The 18,895-nt window shown below is 65.9% G+C and carries 11 protein-coding genes; 5 read left to right on the top strand and 6 right to left on the bottom strand.

The window, feature by feature from the left end; all coding sequences use genetic code 11:
* Window positions 1–96: 96 nt before the first annotated feature.
* The 5 genes from ppsA to BN976_RS15345 are packed head-to-tail and all read left to right on the top strand — an operon-like array spanning window position 97 to window position 12,393.
* Window positions 97–2,493 (top strand): phosphoenolpyruvate synthase, encoded by a 2,397-nt coding sequence (gene ppsA, locus BN976_RS15365; RefSeq protein ID WP_036371748.1) that lies wholly within the window; start codon window positions 97–99, stop codon window positions 2,491–2,493.
* Window positions 2,490–6,167 (top strand): trehalose-phosphatase, encoded by a 3,678-nt coding sequence (gene otsB / locus BN976_RS15360; RefSeq protein WP_036371730.1) that lies wholly within the window; start codon window positions 2,490–2,492, stop codon window positions 6,165–6,167. Before ppsA ends, otsB begins: the two co-directional genes overlap by 4 nt.
* A gap of 3 nt (window positions 6,168–6,170) precedes the next feature.
* Window positions 6,171–7,802, top strand: coding sequence for an NAD(P)-binding protein (locus BN976_RS15355; protein WP_011781263.1), 1,632 nt, complete (start codon window positions 6,171–6,173; stop codon window positions 7,800–7,802).
* A complete protein-coding gene (nifJ, locus tag BN976_RS15350) occupies window positions 7,799–11,383 on the top strand; it encodes a pyruvate:ferredoxin (flavodoxin) oxidoreductase (RefSeq protein ID WP_036372280.1) in 3,585 nt (1,194 codons plus the stop codon). The genes BN976_RS15355 and nifJ overlap by 4 nt, the downstream gene beginning before the upstream one ends.
* Complete coding sequence (locus BN976_RS15345; protein ID WP_011781265.1) at window positions 11,383–12,393, top strand: dihydroorotate dehydrogenase-like protein; 1,011 nt, start codon at window positions 11,383–11,385, stop codon at window positions 12,391–12,393. The genes nifJ and BN976_RS15345 overlap by 1 nt, the downstream gene beginning before the upstream one ends.
* A 28-nt stretch (window positions 12,394–12,421) precedes the next feature.
* Here the strand turns inward: BN976_RS15345 and BN976_RS15340 are convergent, their stop codons facing one another.
* From BN976_RS15340 to BN976_RS15315, 6 genes are all read right to left on the bottom strand, one after another.
* On the bottom strand, window positions 12,422–13,267 hold the full coding sequence (locus tag BN976_RS15340; RefSeq protein WP_011781266.1) for an MlaE family ABC transporter permease: 846 nt from the start codon (window positions 13,265–13,267) through the stop codon (window positions 12,422–12,424).
* Between the two features lie 129 nt (window positions 13,268–13,396).
* Window positions 13,397–13,933: a hydrogenase maturation protease gene (locus BN976_RS15335; protein ID WP_011781267.1), complete on the bottom strand. Its 537-nt coding sequence runs from the start codon at window positions 13,931–13,933 to the stop codon at window positions 13,397–13,399.
* A complete protein-coding gene (locus BN976_RS15330) occupies window positions 13,930–15,399 on the bottom strand; it encodes a Ni/Fe hydrogenase subunit alpha (protein WP_036371727.1) in 1,470 nt (489 codons plus the stop codon). Before BN976_RS15330 ends, BN976_RS15335 begins: the two co-directional genes overlap by 4 nt.
* A 15-nt stretch (window positions 15,400–15,414) precedes the next feature.
* Entirely contained in the window at window positions 15,415–15,978 is a 564-nt protein-coding gene (locus BN976_RS15325) for an NADH-quinone oxidoreductase subunit B family protein (protein ID WP_235622055.1), read from the bottom strand.
* A gap of 50 nt (window positions 15,979–16,028) precedes the next feature.
* Complete coding sequence (locus BN976_RS15320) at window positions 16,029–16,748, bottom strand: 2Fe-2S iron-sulfur cluster-binding protein (protein ID WP_011781270.1); 720 nt, start codon at window positions 16,746–16,748, stop codon at window positions 16,029–16,031.
* The gene (locus tag BN976_RS15315; RefSeq protein WP_036371721.1) at window positions 16,745–18,556 is read right to left on the bottom strand and encodes an NAD(P)H-dependent oxidoreductase subunit E; all 1,812 of its coding nucleotides are present in this window, start codon (window positions 18,554–18,556) and stop codon (window positions 16,745–16,747) included. The genes BN976_RS15320 and BN976_RS15315 overlap by 4 nt, the downstream gene beginning before the upstream one ends.
* Window positions 18,557–18,895 lie beyond the last annotated feature (339 nt).

Raw genomic sequence — 18,895 nt, 5'->3', positions numbered from 1 at the left:
CCTCATGCGGGTGACCTTCGGCCCTGTCTGACCACCGACCGCTGTGGGACGTTGAGGTCGTTGAGCGGCATCGACTTCGCGACGAGAGGACAGTTCATGGGTACGTCTGAGTACGTTCGCTTCTTCGAGGACTTCGGCATCGAGGACGTACCGCTGGTCGGCGGCAAGAACGCTTCGCTCGGCGAGATGATCCAGAACCTGTCCGCCCAGGGGGTGCGCGTCCCGCACGGGTTCGCGATCACCGCGGCCGCCTATCGCCACATGTTGGACGAAGCAGGTGCCTGGGAACGGCTGCATGCCGAACTCGACGACCTGGACCCCGACGACGTCGCCGCGCTCGCGCGCAAGGCGAAACGGGCCAGGGAGATCGTTTACGGCGCAGGGCTTCCCGACGACCTGGCCGCCGAGATCCTGGACGGCTACCGCGCACTGCAGCGGGAGTACGGCGAGGAGGTCAGCCTCGCCGTACGCAGTTCTGCGACCGCCGAGGACCTACCGACCGCCAGCTTCGCCGGACAGCAGGACTCCTACCTCAACATCAAGGGCGAGGAGAGTCTGCTCGACACCTGCCGCCGGTGCTTTGCCAGCCTTTTCACCGATCGGGCCATCCACTACCGGATCGACCAGGGCTTCGACCACTTCAAGGTCTCGCTGTCCATCGGGGTGATGAAGATGGTGCGTTCCGACATCGCCTCCTCCGGGGTGATGTTCTCCATCGACACCGAGTCCGGGTTCCGCGATGCCGTATTCATCACCGGCGCCTACGGATTGGGTGAGAACGTGGTCCAGGGCGCCGTGGACCCCGACGAGTTCTACGTGCACAAGCCCACCTATCTCGCCGGCCACCGCGCCGTGTTGCGCCGCCTGCTCGGCGACAAGGCCGTGAAAATGATTCTCGTCGAAGGCGAGACGAAGAACACGACGCGCAACATTCCCACCCCGAAGGCCGATCGTGCTCGCTTCTGCCTCACCGACGACGACGCGCTCGAACTGGCCGGCTATGCGTGTGCGATCGAGGCGCACTACGGCCGGCCGATGGACATGGAGTGGGCAAAGGACGGTCTCGACGGAAAGCTCTACATCGTCCAGGCCCGCCCGGAGACGGTGGCCTCCCAGCACAGCGTGACAGCTCTGGAATCCTACGTACTCGACGGGCACGGCGACATCCTCACCGAGGGACGCTCGGTCGGTGAGAAGATCGCCTCGGGCGCCGTGCGCCGGATCGAGCACCTGGCGCAGCTGTCGGAATTCAAGCCCGGCGAGGTGCTCGTCGCAGACACCACCACACCGGACTGGGAGCCGGTCATGAAGACCGCCGCCGCGATCGTCACCAACCGGGGCGGTCGCACCTGCCACGCATCGATCATCGCGCGCGAACTCGGCATCCCCGCAGTGGTGGGCACCGGGGACGGGACCACGAGTGTGCCCAATGGAGCCGTGGTCACGGTCTCCTGCGCCGAGGGTGACACCGGCCGTGTGTACGACGGTGCGGTGGGTTTCCACGTGGATCGCACCGAGGTCGGCGACATCGCCAGGCCACGAACAGAGATCATGCTCAACCTCGGCAATCCCGACCTTGCCTTCAAGACCTCGTTTCTGCCCAACGACGGAGTCGGACTCGCGCGCATGGAGTTCATCATCAGCGAGTACATCAAGGTCCACCCACTCGCCCTTCTGCACCCGGAGCGGGTCACCGACTCCGAGGCGAGCCGGACGATCGCTCGGCTCACCCAGGGCTATGCCGACGGCAGTGAGTTCTTCGTCGAACGGCTCTCCGAAGGAATCGGCACGATCGCCGCGGCGTTCTGGCCCAAGCCTGTCGTGGTGCGAATGTCGGATTTCAAGACCAACGAATACGCCAGCCTGGTCGGCGGCCAGAGCTTCGAACCTTTGGAGAGCAACCCGATGCTCGGCTTCCGCGGCGCCTCCCGCTACGCCCATCCGGCTTATGCCGAGGGATTCGCTCTCGAATGCCGCGCGATGCGCAGGGTGCGCGACGAGATGGGACTGACGAACGTCATCATCATGTTGCCGTTCGTGCGCCGAGTCGCCGAGGCCGATCTCGTCCTGCAGACGATGGCCGACCTCGGCCTGAAGCGGGGCGAGAACGGGCTCAAGGTGTATGCGATGTGCGAGATCCCGAACAACGTCATCCTGATCGACCAGTTCGCCAAGCGCTTCGACGGCTTCTCCATCGGCTCCAACGACCTGACCCAGCTCACCCTCGGGGTCGACCGTGACAGCGAGGTCGTCGCCTTCGACTACGACGAACGCGATGAGGGCGTCAAGGAGATGATCCGGCTCGCCGTCGAAGGCTGTCGCCGCAACGGGATTCACTCCGGGTTGTGTGGCCAGGCCCCCTCGGACTATCCGGACATGGCCGAGTTCCTGGTCCGGATCGGCATCGACTCGATGAGCCTGAATCCCGACACCGTGGTCAAGACCACCCGCCAGGTCCTGGAGTTGGAACGACAGTTGGCGTCGGCCCGATGAAGCTCCCTGTCACCATCGATCCGCGGTACCACGACGCGGTGCTGCTCGACCTCGACGGCGCGCTGACCAGTGAGGCCCCGCTCTTCGGGCCTACGGTCGATCTGGCCAGGAAGTTGCAGAGCATCGGGGTCGCCACGGCGGCCTACTCGTCGAATGGACAGTGCAGGCAGGCGCTGAAGGCCGCCGGCATCGACGACCTGTTCGGCGTCTGCATCGACGGAATGGAGGGCGACCGCGGAACGGCCGAGAAGCCCAATCCCGCAGTGCTTCTGGAGGCCGCCCGGCGGATCGGAGCGCGACCGCAGCGATGCGTCGTGGTCGAGAACTCCGCGGCAGGCGTAGCGGCCGGCCGTGCCGGCGGTTTCGCGCTCGTGGTCGGCATCGACGGTACGGGGGTTGCCGACGAGTTGACCCGCCACGGTGCCGACGTCGTGCTCGCCGGTCTCGCCGACATCGCCGTCCGCACGGGTGACAGGCGGATCTCAGAACTGCCGAACGCGCTGGCTTCCTACGGCCAGTTGATCGGCATCACCAGCGCGCGCGAGTCCATGCTGTTCCTGGACTACGACGGCACGCTGTCCCCCATCGTCTCGGACCCTGCCGCGGCCAGGCTCGTCGAGGGTGCCGACGAGGCGCTCGAACTCGTCTCCAAGGTGTGCCCGGTGGCCATCCTGAGCGGGCGCGACCTCGCCGACGTCAGCGCCCGGGTCGGCACCCCCGGCGTCTGGTATGCAGGCAGTCACGGCTTCGAGTTGACCTCACCGGACGGCGCTTATCACTGCAACGATGCCGCTGCCGTGTTCGTGCCGGTCCTGGAGGAGGCCGCCGCCGAGTTGAACAAGACCCTGGCCCAGATCGCAGGAGTGCGCGTCGAGCACAAGCGCTTTGCCGTCGCGGTGCACTACCGCGAGGTGGCACCGGAGCATGTCAGCGAGATCGTCTCGGCCACACATCAACTCGGTGCGCGTCGCGGCCTGCGGGTGACCAGTGGGCGGATGCTCGTCGAGCTGCGGCCCGACCTCGACTGGGACAAGGGCACCACCCTGGCCTGGATCCGCGACCGCATCGACCCGTCCGGCTCACTGCTGCCGATCTACATCGGCGACGACCTGACCGACGAGGACGCCTTCGATGCGGTCCGGTTCGACGGCATCGGGATCGTCGTCGGGCATGACGAGGACGGCGACCGCAAGACCGCCGCGAACTTCACCCTCCAAAGTCCGGAGCAGGTGCGTGAGTTCATCCAACGCGGATCGCGGTGGCTGGCCTACAAACATCAGGTCTCGGGTGAGGCGTGGGATTACGTCTTCGACGGATACGACCCGCAGAACGAGAAGCTCCGCGAGGCGTTGTGCACCGTGGGCAACGGCTATTTCGCCACCCGCGGTGCCGCGCCCGAGTCGAAGGCCGGGCAGGTGCACTACCCGGGCACCTATGCGGCCGGGGTGTACAACCGCCTCGTCGACAACGTGTCGGGAACCGAGATCGACAACGAGAGTCTGGTCAACCTGCCCAACTGGCTCGCGTTGACCTTCCGTGTCGACCACGGCGACTGGTTCGACATCGACGCGGTCACCGTGCTGTCCTACCGGCAGACGCTCGACCTTCGGGGGGCGGTGCTGACCCGGCAGGTCCGCTTCCGCGACCACGCCGGGCGGACGAGCTCGTTGACGCAACGACGGTTCGTGGCCATGCACCTGCCCCACGCCGGCGCGCTCGAGACGACGGTCGTCGCGGAAGACTGGTCAGGGACGATCGAATTCCGCTCGACCGTCGACGGGAACGTGACGAACTCGCTGGTCGAGCGTTACCGCGACCTGGCCAACGAGCATCTCGATTCGGCTGACACACAGGAACTCTCGAACAACTCCGTCCTGCTGACCATGCAGACCAACCAATCCCGCATTCCCATCGCGATGGCCGCACGCAACACCGTGTGGCGCGACGGCGAGCCCGTCCCGGCCGCCTTCGCGCTGTTCGATCAGGGCGCCGAGATCGGCCACGACATAGCGGTCCACCTGTCGGCCGGGGATGCGGTGACGCTCGAGAAGGTCGTCACGGTCTACACCGGGCGCGACGTCGCGATCTCCGAACCCGGCGTGAATGCGCAGCGCTGGGTCACCCGGCTCGGCCGATTCGACGAGTTGCTGGACGGACATCGAACCGCCTGGACGCACCTGTGGGAACGGCTGTCGATCGATTTCGACGATTTCACCGACGAGTTGCGGATCCTGCGGCTGCATCTACTGCATCTGCTGCAGACGGTGTCACTCAACACCGCTGACCTCGATGCCGGGGTACCTGCACGCGGACTGCACGGTGAGGCGTATCGCGGGCACATCTTCTGGGACGAACTGTTCATCTTCCCCGTCCTCAACCTGCGGGCGCCGATGATCACCCGGTCCCTGCTGGGTTACCGCTACCGTCGTCTGCCCGAGGCGCGGCACGCCGCCCGCGCGGCGGGCCATTCCGGTGCGATGTTTCCCTGGCAGTCCGGCAGCGACGGGCGCGAGGAAAGTCAACGGCTGCACCTCAATCCGCGCAGCGGCCGCTGGAACCCCGACGCCAGCGCCCGCGCGCACCACATCGGCATCGCCGTCGCCTACAGTGCGTGGAAGTTCTACCAGGTCACCGGCGACCTCGCGTACCTGATCGACTACGGCGCGGAACTGATCGCCGAGGTCGCACGATTCTTCGTCAGCCTGGCCAGCTACGACGAAGACCGGGAACGGTTTGGGATCAAAGGCGTCATCGGCCCCGACGAATTCCACTCCGGTTACCCCGAAGCTCCCTATGACGGCATCGACAACAACGCGTACACGAACGTCATGGCGGTATGGGTGATCATGCGCGCGATCGACGCACTGAACCTGCTCCCCCTGCCCAACCGCCTCGACCTGCTGGAGGCGCTCGGGCTGCACAACGAGGAGCTGGCCCACTGGGACGACGTCAGCAGGCGGATGTACGTCCCGTTCCACGACGGCGTCATCAGCCAGTTCGAGGGCTACGGGGATCTGGCGGATCTCGACTGGGATCGTCTTCGCCGGCAGTACGGCAACATCCAGCGTCTGGACCGCATCCTGGAGGCGGAGAACGACGACGTGAACCGCTACAAGGCGTCGAAGCAGGCCGACGCGCTGATGCTGCTCTATCTACTCTCGGCCGACGAGTTGCGGGAGATACTCGACCGACTCGGCTACCGTTTCCTGCCCGAGCAGGTGCCGAAGATGGTGGACTACTACCTGGCCCGCACATCACACGGGTCTACGCTCAGCGGTGTCGTCCACACCTGGGTACTCGCCAGGGCCAACCGCAATCGCGCCCTGGAGTTCTTCCAGCAGGCGTTGAAGTCGGACGTCTCCGACATCCAGGGCGGCACCACCTCCGAAGGCATCCACCTGGCGGCCATGGCGGGCACCGTCGACCTAATGCAGCGCTGCTTCACCGGGCTGGAGACTCGTTCCAACCGCATCATCCTGTCCCCGTACTGGCCGGAATCCCTTGGCGTGCTGGCGATACCGATCCACTATCGCGGCCTGCACCTGCACCTGAGGGTCAGCGGAAAGGGCGTGATCATCAGCGTGGATCCACGAGACGCCGCTGGAATCGAGGTGGAGTGCCGCGGTCAGGTCGTTCAACTGATGCCGGGAACCACCGTCCGGTTCCCGGGCTGACCGATGCCGGGTTTCGACGACGTCACGCCGCTCGCGAACCTTGCCGAGGGGCACTCCCGGGCCGGCCCGGTGCGCGACCGCAGACCGGTGTACGTCGATCTGTTACCGCCCTGCAATGCCGGTTGCCCGGCCGGCGAGAACATCCAGGCCTGGCTGGCGCACACCACCGCCGGACGGCACGAAGCCGCCTGGCGGCAGCTGACGGCGGACAATCCCTTTCCCGCGATCCATGGCCGGGTGTGCTATCACCCCTGCGAAACTGTCTGCAACCGAGGTCGTCTCGACGCCGCGGTGTCGATCCATGCCGTCGAGCGGTTCCTCGGTGACCTTGCCCGCGAGCGCGGTTGGATGTTCGAACCGCCGTCGACCCGCACCGGAAAGCGGGTCCTTGTCGTCGGCGCGGGGCCCAGTGGCCTGTCTGCTGCCTACCACTTGGCGCGCCTCGGCCACCACGTCGAAGTCCGGGACGCGGGCGCCGGGCCGGGCGGGATGATGCGCTATGGCATTCCGAACTACCGGTTGCCGCGCAACGTGCTGGATGACGAACTGAACCGGATCGCCGCCATGGGCGTGCAGTTGACCTGTGACCACCGGGTCGACGATCTCGCCGCCGAACGGGACGAGGGGGGATTCGATGCCGTCTTCGTCGCCGTCGGCGCGCACCTGGCGAAGCGCGTCGACATCCCGGTGCGTGACGCGGCTCCGATGATGGACGCGGTGTCGTTCCTGCGCAGCGTGGCCTCCGGCGACGCTCCGGCGATCGGCCGTCGGGTCGCCGTCTACGGTGGCGGCAACACCGCGATGGACGCTGCGCGCGTCGCCCGCCGGCTCGGCGCCGAGGACACGGTGATCCTCTACCGTCGTACCCGCGATCAGATGCCCGCCCACGCCGAAGAAGCCGAGGACGCCGAACGCGAGGGCGTTCGGATCAACTGGCTACGAACCATCACCGCCTTCGACGGTCCCGATATCCAGGTCGAGGTCATGGAACTCGACGATTCGGGTCGGCCACAGCCGACCGGACGTTTCGAGACGCTGCCCGCTGACACCCTGATCATGGCGATCGGCCAGCAGACGGAGTCGGCTTTCATGCGGACGCTGCCCGGAGTGGAGTTCGACGCCGACGGCAGCGTGCTCGTCTCGGCGTCACTGATGACCGGCTGTCCGGGCGTATTCGCCGGTGGCGACATGGTGCCCAGTGAGCGCACGGTGACTGTGGGGGTGGGCCACGGGAAGAAGGCGGCCCGACACATCGACGCCTGGCTGCGCGGGGCGTCGGCCGGGCGCCCGCCCAAACATCCGACGGCCACGTTCGACGCGCTGCACCTCTGGTACTTCGGGGACACCGCGCAACGCAGGCAACCTGAACTGGAGGCCACCACACGTGTGCAGGGTTTCGACGAGGTCGTCGGCGGTCTGTCCACCGACGAGGCGGTGTACGAGTCGGGGCGCTGCCTGTCGTGTGGCAACTGCTTCGAATGCGACGGCTGCCTCGGCGCCTGCCCCGAGGATGCGGTGATCAAACTTGGTGTGGGCCAACGTTATCGGTTCGATTACGACAAGTGCACCGGCTGCGCGGTCTGCGCCGATCAATGCCCGGTACACGCCATCGAGATGTTCGGGGAGCCGACCTGATGCGGGTCGCGGTGGACGGCAACGAGGCCGCGGTCTCGGTGGCCTACCGGCTCAACGAGGTGTGCTGCATCTACCCGATCACCCCGTCGTCGCCGATGGCCGAGCTGGCCGACGAATGGTCGGCCGCAGAGCGGACCAACGTGTGGGGCGCTGTCCCCACCGTGGTGGAGATGCAGAGCGAAGGCGGTGCAGCCGGAGCGCTCCACGGAGCCCTGCAGAGTGGCGCACTGACCACCACCTACACCTCGTCACAGGGCCTGCTTTTGATGATCCCGAACATGTACAAGATCGCCGGGGAACTCACCTCGGCCGTCATCCACGTGGCGGCACGATCGATTGCCGCACAGGGATTGTCGATCTTCGGGGACCATTCCGACGTGATGGCGGTGCGGCAGACGGGATTCGCGCTGCTCGGATCCGCCTCGGTGCAGGAAGCCCACGACCTGGCGCTGGTCGCGCAGGCGGCGACGCTCGCGACCCGGGTTCCGTTCGTGCATTTCTTCGACGGATTCCGGACCTCCCACGAGATCAACACCATCGAGACGCTGTCCGACGACGACCTGCGGTCGCTGGTTCCCGAGGAACTGATCTGGGCGCATCGGGAGAGGGCGCTCTCCCCCGAACGGCCGTTCATCCGCGGCACCGCGCAGAATCCCGATGTCTATTTTCAGGCTCGCGAGACGGTCAACCCGTTCTACGCGCGGGTCCCCGGCGTGGTCGAGGACCTGATGGCGCGCCTCGGCGAGCGCACCGGTCGGGCGATGCACATCGTCGACTACAGCGGGCACCCCGAAGCCGAACGCGTGCTGGTGCTGATGGGATCCGGGGCCGAAACGGTGCAGCAGACGGTCGCCGCCCTCGTCGACCGTGGTGAGCGAGTGGGCGTCGTACAGGTGCGGTTGTACCGGCCGTTCCCCACTGCGGCGTTCCTCGAGTCGCTCCCGGCGACGGTCCGCGCCGTCGGTGTGCTGGACCGCACCAAGGAGCCCGGTTCGATCGGCGAACCGCTGTACCTGGATGTGGTCGCGGCGCTCGCCGGAGCCTGCGCAGACGGTGACCGCGCGGCCATGCCTCGCGTCACCGGCGGGCGATACGGCCTGTCCTCGAAGGAGTTCACCCCCGCCATGGTGGCCGGGGTGCTCGCCGAACTCGCGAGTGAGCGGTCGCGGCGGCAGTTCACCGTCGGTATCGACGACGACGTGTCCAGGACCAGCGTGGAGTACGACCCGTCGTTCGACATCGAGTCACCCGAGACGGTCCGGGCGGTGTTCTTCGGGTTGGGTTCAGACGGAACCGTGAGCGCGAACAAGAACACGATCAAGATCCTCGGGTCGGAGCCGGGACTACATGCTCAGGCCTATTTCGTCTACGACTCGAAGAAGTCAGGGTCGCAGACCGAGTCACACCTGCGCTTCGGGCCGCATCCCATTCGGGCGCCCTACCTGGTCACCGCGGCCAACTTCATCGGCTGCCATCAGTTCCGCTTCCTCGACAAGGTCGATGTCCTCGGCCGGGCCGCCCCCGGCGCCACGCTGTTGCTGAACTGCCGGCTTCCGGCGGAGAGGATCTGGGACGCGCTGCCCCGCCGGGTCCAGGAGCAGATCCTGGACAAGAAGATCACGCTCTACATCGTCGATGCCGACCGCATCGCCCGTGCGGCCGGACTGCCGGGCCGCATCAACATCGTCCTGCAAACCTGTTTCTTCGCGATCTCCGAGGTGCTCCCGCGTGACCGCGCGATCGACCGGATCAAGGATTCGGTCCGCAAGACGTACGGCAACCGCGGCCCCGACGTGCTGGCCGCGGAACTGGCGGCGGTGGACGGGGCGGTGGCCGGGTTGCAGCGGATCGAGGTGCCGACGTCGGCCACCTCCATCCGGGTAGTTCCGCCGCCGGTGCCCGAATCGGCCCCGGAGTTCGTCCGCACCGTCACCGCGGAGATGATGGCCGGCCGCGGAAACGCCTTGCCGGTCAGCGCACTTCCGGTGGACGGCACCTATCCCAGCGGCACCACCGCCTACGAGAAGCGCAACATCTCCGAGCTTGTCGCCGTGTGGGATCCGGACACCTGTATCCAGTGCGGCAATTGCGGTTTTGTGTGTCCGCACAGCGTGATTCGCTCCAAATTCTACGACGGGTCCCAGCTGGCCGGGGCGCCTGCAGACTTCGACTCCGCACCACTGGATGCCGTCGGCCTGCCCGGCGCCCGGTTCTCGCTGCAGGTGTACACCGAAGACTGCACCGGTTGTGGGTTGTGCGTCGAGGCCTGTCCGGTCGTCATCCCCGGCCCCACCGCCACCAAGGCGATCAACCTCGGCCCCGCCGAACCGCGCATGGCCACCGAGCGGGAGAACGTAGGGTTCTTCGAGTCGCTACCGACCAACGACCGGTCCAGGGTGGACTTCGGCACCGTGCGTGGCACGCAGTTCCTGGAACCGCTGTTCGAGTTCTCCGGCGCCTGCGCGGGTTGCGGCGAAACACCCTATGTCAAACTGCTCTCACAGCTGTTCGGTGACCGGCTGATGGTCGCCAACGCGACTGGTTGCTCGTCCATCTACGGCGGCAGCCTGCCCACGACGCCGTGGACCACCAACGCCGAGGGCAGGGGTCCGGCGTGGTCGAACTCGCTGTTCGAGGACAACGCGGAGTTCGGGCTCGGAATGCGATTGGCCGGCGACGCACACGTCCGGCTGGCCCGGCGGCGCCTGACAGAACTGCGCGACACGCTGGGTGGCGCGTTCGTGGATGCGATTCTCGATGCGCCGCAACGGCGGGAGTCGGAATTGGCGGCCCAGCGGGAGCGAGTGGCCGAGCTCAGAGACCGCCTCGCCTGCCTCGATGCCGCCGTCACGACTGATCTGCTCAGCGTGGTCGACCACCTGGTCCGGCGCAGCGTGTGGATCGTCGGCGGCGACGGCTGGGCGTACGACATCGGCTCCGGTGGCCTCGACCACGTGCTGGCGACCGGGCACAACGTCAACGTGCTGGTGCTCGACACCGAGGTGTACTCGAACACCGGCGGTCAGATGTCCAAGGCGACCCCGCTGGGTGCTGTGGCGAAGTTTGCGGCCGCAGGCAAGACGGTGCCGTTGAAAGATCTTGCACTCCAGGCGATTGCCTACGGAAACGTCTACGTCGCCCGGGTGGCGATGGGAGCCGACCCGCAGCAGACGCTGCAGGCCTTCCGCGAAGCGGAAGCCTATGACGGGCCGTCGCTGGTGATCGCCTACAGCCAGTGCATCGCGCACGGCATCGACATGCGCCTCGGGATGGACCAGCAGTACCGCGCCGTCGCCAGCGGGCACTGGCCGCTGCTCCGGTTCGACCCGGTGATGCGTGCCGCGGGCAAGAATCCGTTCCTGCTCGATTCGCACCGGCCACGAATCGCGCTCGAGCACTACCGAGACCGGGAACTGCGGTACCGCTCGCTGTCCAACGCCGATCCGGTGGAAGCGGAGCGCCTGCTCGGATTGGCGGAGCAGGCGATCGAGCAGCGCTGGAATGTCTACGAGGCCATGGCTTCCCAGCAGAGAAGCACGAAACGCGAGCACCTCCGCCCCGACGCACGCAGGGAACCATGATGGATCTTTCCACCCGCTATCTGGGTCTGAACCTGCGCAATCCGCTCGTCGCGTCGGCCTCCCCGCTGTCGAAGACCGTCGACGGCGTGCGGCGCCTGGCCGATGCCGGAGTCGGTGCGGTGGTCCTCTATTCACTGTTCGAAGAACAGGTGCGGCGCGAAGCCCGGCAGAACGCGCGGTTGGCCGAAGCAGGCACGGACAGCTTCGCCGAGTCGCTGTCGTACTTTCCGGAAGGCACCGGCGTCGACCATGGCCCGCGCCGTTACCTGAGCCTGCTCGAGCGCGCGGCCGAAGCGGTCGCGATTCCGGTGATCGGCAGCATCAACGCCAGTACACCCGGCAGTTGGGCCGGGTACGCCCGATCGATCCAGGATTGCGGGGCGGCCGCCGTCGAGTTGAACGTCTACCTTCTGCCCGGTGACGCGCACCTGTCCGGACGCGACGTCGAGCAGCGTCACCTCGACATCCTGGCCCGGGTCAAGGACGCGGTGACCATTCCGGTGGCGGTGAAGCTCAGCCCGTACTTCAGTGCGACGGCTGACATGGCCCGGCGGCTGGACCTGGCGGGCGCGGACGGACTGGTGTTGTTCAACCGGTTCCTGCAGCCCGACATCGACACCGAGACGTTGGCGGTGGCGCCGGGGATCCTGTTGTCCCGGGCCGCGGAAGTCCGACTACCGCTGACATGGATCACGTTGCTGCACGGACGGATCGGGGCTTCGCTTGCTGCGACCACCGGCGTGGAGGGTCCGGTCGAGCTGATCAAGTACCTGCTGGGGGGCGCGGATGTGGTGATGACCGCGTCGGCGCTTCTGCGCCACGGCCCGGACTACGCCGCCGTCCTGCTCGACGGGTTACGGCACTGGATGTCCCGCAAGGGATACGCCGCGATCAACGATTTCCGCGGGCTGCTCGCGGTGCCGATCGGGACGGACGAGGCGGCCCACGAACGGGTGAACTACGTCAGCGCGTTGCGGCAGGCCAACAGCGGCGACTACGGACCATGGTAAGGGGGTCGCTCTAGCCCGCCAGGTCGGTCTAGCCCGCCAGATTGAAGTTGCCGCCCGCCCCATAGACGGCGAGCGAGACGATCAGAGTGACCGACACGACCACGACGAGAGACGTGCGAACCGCATCCCCCGTCGCCACCCCGACACCGGCAGGCCCACCGGTGGCGTTGTAGCCGAAGTATGTGTGTATCAACAAGATCGCCACAGCCATCAGGACGGCTTGGGCAAAGGACCACAACAGATCGATCGGGCTCAGGAATGTCGCGAAGTAGTGGTCGTACAGGCCTGCCGACTGCCCCAGCAGCACCACGGTGGTGTATCGGCTGGCCAGGAACGACAGAATGACGGCAACGGAGTACAGCGGCGTGATCGCGACCATACCTGCGATCAGCCTGGTACTGACCAGAAACGAGATCGGGCGTATCGCCATTGCTTCCAGTGCGTCGATCTCCTCGTTGGTTCGCATGGCGCCCAGTTGTGCGGTCACGCCCGCACCGAACGTCGCTGCCAGGCCGATACCGGCCACCACCGGAGCGGAGATCCGGACATTGATGAACGCCGCCAGGAAGCCGGTCAGAGCCTCGATGCCGATGTCGCCCAAGGAGCTGTACCCCTGTACCGCCAGCGTTCCGCCGGTGGCCAACGTCAAGAAACCGACGATGACCAGTGTTCCACCGATCATCGCCAAGGTCCCCGCCCCCATGCTGATCTCGGCGATGAGCCGGAGAATGTCCCGACGGTAGAAGCGCAAGGCATAGGGAACGCCTGCGGCGGCCCTGGCGTAGAACAACGCCATGTCACCGATTCGGCCCAGAACGACGATCGGCCGCTCGAGTTCGCGGACGAGTCGCGGATAGACCGCGCGGTGCGTCATGGCGACTTGCGGACGCTCGTCACATCGTCACCGACCCTCCGTGGACACCCCCACCCCGCCCTGGTCCCGAGCGCAGTGGTACTGCCTTACGGTCCCCCTTCGCGAAGTGGGACCGTAGGGTCTTTGGTCTCAGCGGTGGGAGTCTGAGGACACCGCTGCAGTCCTGTGAGGCCGAGTGCCGCCCGTGGTGGCCGTGGTGGCGTTACCCACCGGACCCGGCGACGACAGACAGGCCGTCACGATATCCAGATTTCGCTGAGCTGCGCGTGTCAAACCCATGGCGAGTCCGAACTCGAAGCCCCTGATCGCGAGGACGTACACCTCCGGCAAGCACCCGAAACACTGCTCACAGGTGGCCATGATGGCGGGGACCGAGATCGCGTGGGAGGTGAAGGTGAAGTCCATCCTCGGCGCCGGGCGACGCAATTCGAACGACGTCACCGATTCGTCTTTGGTGGCGTCGACGAACAACACCCGTCTCTTGGTGCTGATCAGGTCGGCGTCCTCGATCAACAGCTGATAGCTTCGCTGCAACTGCGCTGAAGGGCAACGGCCTTGCGCCTCAAGCCAATCGACGAATGCCCAGCCGAGACCGTCGTCCTGTCGGCCCACGTTGCCGATCCCGTAGATCAGGCAGGAGTCGTCGTCGAAGTCGCCGAGGTTCACGACCGGACGCGTTCGTCGACGACATCCCCCGCCGGACCGTGGACCGTCACAATCAGCGGCATCTGGCCCAGGGCGTGGGTCGCGCAACTCAGGCAGGGGTCGAACGCGCGAATCCCGACTTCGATGGCGTTCATCATCGCTTCGGTGATCTCACCATGGCCAACCAGATAGTCCTCGGCCACCGAGCGCACTGTGCGGTTGAGGACCTGGTTGTTGTGCGTAGTGGCCACAATGAGGTTGGCGAAGGTGATGTCGCCTCCGACCCCGGCTCGATAGTGATGGAGCAACGTTCCGCGGGGGGCCTCGACGACACCGATCCCCTCACCGACCCACGCATCGTCTCCGGGAGTGACAACCAGGTCATCACCGTGCAGCTCAGGGTCGCGGAGCAACTCGCCGATCAGTTCCGCTGCGTGGAGCACTTCGATCGCGCGCGCCCAATTCGTGTGCAGCGTCATGTTGTTCGGCGAACCGCCGGTGTAGGCGTGGAAACGCTCGAGCGCCTCCTGAGCGAGCGGCGTCGACAGCGAATTCGTGACGTTCATCCGGGCCAGCGGCCCCACCCGGACCGAACCCTCTTCCCTCCCGAGATCTTTCAGGAAGGGGAACTTCATGTAGCTCCACGGTTCGACGGCCTCGGAGAAATGATCGAGGTAGTCGTGATAGTCGAATTCCCGGACGATGCGCTTGTTTTCGTCGACGATCCGCAGTGCGCCGTGGTAGTAGTCCACGTTGCCGTCAGCGTCGACAAGGCACATGTTCAGGGCGGGGACCTTCGCGAAACCGTCCACCTGGCGTCGATGCTTCTCGTGGAAGTCGTAGAACAGGCGAAGACCGTCCTGGGCGTAGTCCATCACGTCGTCGAACGACGCAAGCCCCTCCTCGCCGTCGAGCAGACGATCGCACTCGGCGCGGCTCAGATTCTTGTCGACGCCTCCGGGCACCGAGTTGATGCCGTGCATTCTCCTGCCGAAGACCGTCTTGATGACCTCCTGGCCCCACTTGCGCAGCATGATCACTCGCCGCATCAACTCGGGGTTCGCCTCGATCAGGCCCAGGAGGTTGCGCTGCTCGGGGGCGGCGTCCATCCCGAACATCATCTCGGGAACCACAAGGTAGAAGTATGCCGTGGCATGTGACTGCAGCATCTGCGCGTAATGGCCGAGGCGGCGGATCTTCTCGGCGGTCCGCGTCACCCGGACTTCTGCTGCCGTGCCGGCTCCGATCATGTCGTCGAGTACCTTGGCCCCGCACAGATGGTGGCTGACGAAACAGATGCCGCAGATGCGTTGCATCAGCATCGGCGCCTCCCAGTACGGGTGGCCCTGAACGAACTTCTCGAAACCGCGGAACTCGACGACGTGCAGCCTGGCATCGACGACATTGCCGTCGTCGTCAAGGTGCACGGTCACCTTGCCGTGGCCCTCGATCCGGGTGACCGGGTCGATGACGAGCTTCTTGCTCACGCGATGCCTCCGAGATCAGTCATAGTGGTTCAGCGAGCGTGGCAACGCGACCGGACGACCTTGGATCAGGTCGTCGATGACGGTGAAGATGGCGTCCGCGTCCGGCGGGCACCCGGGAATGAAGTAGTCCATCTTGACCACCTCGTGACACGGGTAGACCTTGGTGGTGAGCCGTGGGATGTCCGGGTGCGACGGGATGACAGGTTCGGCACCCGGGACCGCGGTCGGCGAGTGGAGGTATGCCTCGGCCAGACAGTCTTTCAGCTCGAAGACATTGCGCATCGCGGGGACACCGCCCCAGACCGCACACGCCCCGACCGAAATCAGGAGGTCGCAGTTGTCCCGGAAGTGCCGCAGGGTCTCGATGTTGTCCTCGTTGGCCACACCCCCCTCGATGAAGCCGATCGCGCACCTTTCGGTGATCCTCTTGATGTCGGTCAGCGAGGAGCGGTGAATGGTGACCTTCGTCAGCAGCGGCAGGATCCGCTCGTCCATGTCAAGAAACGACAGTGTGCATCCCCAGCAGCCGCACAGGCTGATCATCGCCACCCTGAGCTTCCCCTCCCGGGCGGCGCTCACCGTTGGATCCATTGGTGTCGAGGACATTTCGTGCGAGCAGATGCCGTCGGTCACGTCGGTTCAGCCTCCCTTGCCCCCGCGTCGAGGGTCCGCTCCCGGACGGATTTCACCTCATACTTGCGTCGGCCTATCGGGACGTCGTAGCCGACTCCTTTCTCCAGGATGGCACCCACGGGACAGATATCGACGGCGTAGCGGACCTGTTCGGCGGGCATCGCGTCGGCACGTTCGGCGTCGACTTCGATTCGGGACTCGGCGCCGCGGCCGCTGATACTGAAGATCTTCTGTCCGGTGGTTTCATCACGCACGAATTCCACACAGCGTTGGCAGAAGATGCAGCGATCGCGCTCCAGCCATATCCGTGCGGACGCGTGGTCCCGCTCCCGCTGCGGGAACCGGTACGGGAATCGGGAGACCAGCATGTCCACCTCGTAGCCGACCGCCTGCAGTGTGCAGCGACCGCTCTTCTCACAACTCGGACAGTTGTGGTTGCCCTCGGCGAACAGCAACTCCACCAAAGCCTTCCGGAGATCCGCGATCTCCGGTTCGTCCACCTCGACCGTCATCCCGTCGGACACGCGAACCGTACAGGACGCCATCACGACGCCGTTCACCTTTACGGAGCACACCCTGCAGGTCCCCAGGCACGGCTTGTCCCTGAGGTAGCACAGCGTCGGGATGTACACACCGGCGTCTGCGGCGACGTCGACGAGGACCCTGTTCACCTCGGTAGGTACCGACACCCCGTCGATCTCGATCCGGATGCTCATAGCGCCCCGTCTGCCTTCAGTTCGCTGAGTGCCTTGCCGTACCCCGCGAGGGCCGCATCGAGATCGAACGCAGGCAGCAGCGTGTCAGCCTGAGCGCACAGCCTCTCCTGATACATCTCCGGGAATTTGGTCAGGGTCGTCAAGATGGGATTGGCTGCGGTGGCCCCGAGACCGCACCGACTGGTGGACCGGATCAGCGCACCCCGACCGGCCACGTCGTCCAGATCCTGCCGGGTCCCATTGCCTGCGAGGATGCGTCGCATCGTGTCGTGGAGGTCGACGGTGCCTGCCCGGCAGGGAACACAGATGCCACACGATTCGTCGGCGAAGAATTTCGTGTAGTCCGTGACGCACTCGAGAAGGTCGCGCGTGGCGTTGAAGATGGTGACAGCCCCATTACACGGGATGTCCTCGTAGGCGATGCGGCGCCGCCCGTCCACCGCCACCGACACACATTCGCCTGACGGACCACCGATTTGGACGGCACGGGCGTCCGGCGCACCCACCATCGCCAGCACGTCGTCGAGGGTGATACCCCACTCGACCTCGTAGACGCCGGGTGCGCTGCAGTCGCCTGCGACGCTCAGCAGTCGGGTTCCTGCCGAATCTGCTGTCCCCATGCTCCGGAACCACTCGGCACCTTCGGCGGTCACCCGGCTTGCGGCGGCGAAGGTTTCGACGTTGTTGACTGTTGTGGGCTTGCCGAGGTAACCCTCCTGGATCGGGTAGGGCGGTTTCAGCCGAGGCGTGCCCCGGTTGCCTTCGCAGGACTCGATCAGCGCCGATTCCTCGCCGCAGATGTACGCGCCGGCGCCCAGCTGGATGCGGATGTCGAAATCGAAGCCGGGCAGGCCACCGATGTCGGCGCCGAGCAGCCCATCGTCGCGAAGCTCCTGAAGTTGGCGCTGCAGGTACCGCGCGAGGTAGGCGTATTCGGCTCGCAGATAAAGGATTCCGTCGCGGGCACCGATCGAGTAGGCCGCGATGACCATTCCGAGGAAGACGTCCTTGGGTGAGCGGGTCAGCAGCGCCCGGTCCTTGAATGTTCCGGGCTCACCCTCGTCGGCATTGCAGATGACGTACTTGTCCTCACCCGGCGCGGCCCGGCACAGGCGCCACTTCAGCCCGGTGCGGAAGCCCGCGCCGCCGAATCCGCGCAGACCGGACTCGCTGATCATGTCGATGGTCTGCTCCGGGGTATTGGCCAGGCAGCGCTTCAGCGTCATCGCGTGATCCACATCGCCGCTGAAGAACACCGGGCCCCTGGTCCGCACCGTGGACTCCACCAGAGTGTCGATATAGGCGATGCCGTCCTCGGGAAGGCCGGCGGGATTGACGATGTCTGCAGCAACCCGGCCGGCCTTCAGTTGCGCGACGATGTCGGCAACGGCGCCGGGCGTGAGCCGGGTGAACACCACCCCGTCGAGCAGCATCGCCGGTTCCTGATCACTGAGGCCGATACACGCCGTTTCGAACAGGCCGAACATCCCGGCCTCGTCGGTTCCTCCGAACCGGGCCCCGGTCTCCAGCTCGAGTGCGTCGTGCACCGCCTGATAACCGTTCATCTTGGCAATCACCGTGTTGCTCAAGTAAATCCGGTGCCGTCCCGATGGCGTGGTGTGGAAGAAGTGATAAAACGAGGCCGTCTCCACGATATCCAGCACAGTCCGATTCAGTGCCGCCGCCACCTGCGGGAGGTGCTCATCGGGGATGTGGCCGAACAGATGCTGGATGTCCCACAGGATGTCGAGCAACCGCGTTCCGTCGTAGCGGTGACGCCGGAGCACCGTCTCGATGTCCGCGTTCATCGGGCACCGGACCGCGGCTGGGAATCCGCCACACAGGGCGCCGGACCGCCGTCGTCGAGGCTTTCTGTCACGCTCAGATACCCATCGTCGTCGAAGTGACCCACCCTCACCAGTCGAGTCGGAAGCCGCCTTGCGGCTTCGGTCATCGGCTCAGGATCGAATGTATCCATTCCGTAGGCATGATCGATGGGGTCCTTGGACCCTACGAATCGGCCAACGGGCCCGACATTACGCGTCGTCCGGCCACGTCGCCGGGACAACCGGGCGCATTCGAGCTGCCGTCGACGGAGATGCGCCGACTCTGCCCCCTGGGGCCGAAAGTCTCTGTTAACTGCGTGC

Origin of the sequence: Mycolicibacterium austroafricanum (assembly GCF_000612725.1) — a bacterium.
GTDB lineage: Bacteria > Actinomycetota > Actinomycetes > Mycobacteriales > Mycobacteriaceae > Mycobacterium > Mycobacterium austroafricanum.
The sequence above is the reverse complement of the archived record's forward strand: the minus strand, read 5'-3'. Positions and strand labels throughout refer to the sequence as shown.

What these genes read in the sequence shown, in the direction of transcription:
- BN976_RS15315 (WP_036371721.1), bottom strand. Translation starts at nt 18,556, where the DNA reads ATGAACGCGGACATCGAGACGGTGCTCCGGCGTCACCGCTACGACGGA.
- BN976_RS15345 (WP_011781265.1), top strand. Translation starts at nt 11,383, where the DNA reads ATGGATCTTTCCACCCGCTATCTGGGTCTGAACCTGCGCAATCCGCTC.
- BN976_RS15320 (WP_011781270.1), bottom strand. Translation starts at nt 16,748, where the DNA reads ATGAGCATCCGGATCGAGATCGACGGGGTGTCGGTACCTACCGAGGTG.
- BN976_RS15340 (WP_011781266.1), bottom strand. Translation starts at nt 13,267, where the DNA reads ATGACGCACCGCGCGGTCTATCCGCGACTCGTCCGCGAACTCGAGCGG.
- otsB (WP_036371730.1), top strand. Translation starts at nt 2,490, where the DNA reads ATGAAGCTCCCTGTCACCATCGATCCGCGGTACCACGACGCGGTGCTG.
- ppsA (WP_036371748.1), top strand. Translation starts at nt 97, where the DNA reads ATGGGTACGTCTGAGTACGTTCGCTTCTTCGAGGACTTCGGCATCGAG.
- BN976_RS15355 (WP_011781263.1), top strand. Translation starts at nt 6,171, where the DNA reads ATGCCGGGTTTCGACGACGTCACGCCGCTCGCGAACCTTGCCGAGGGG.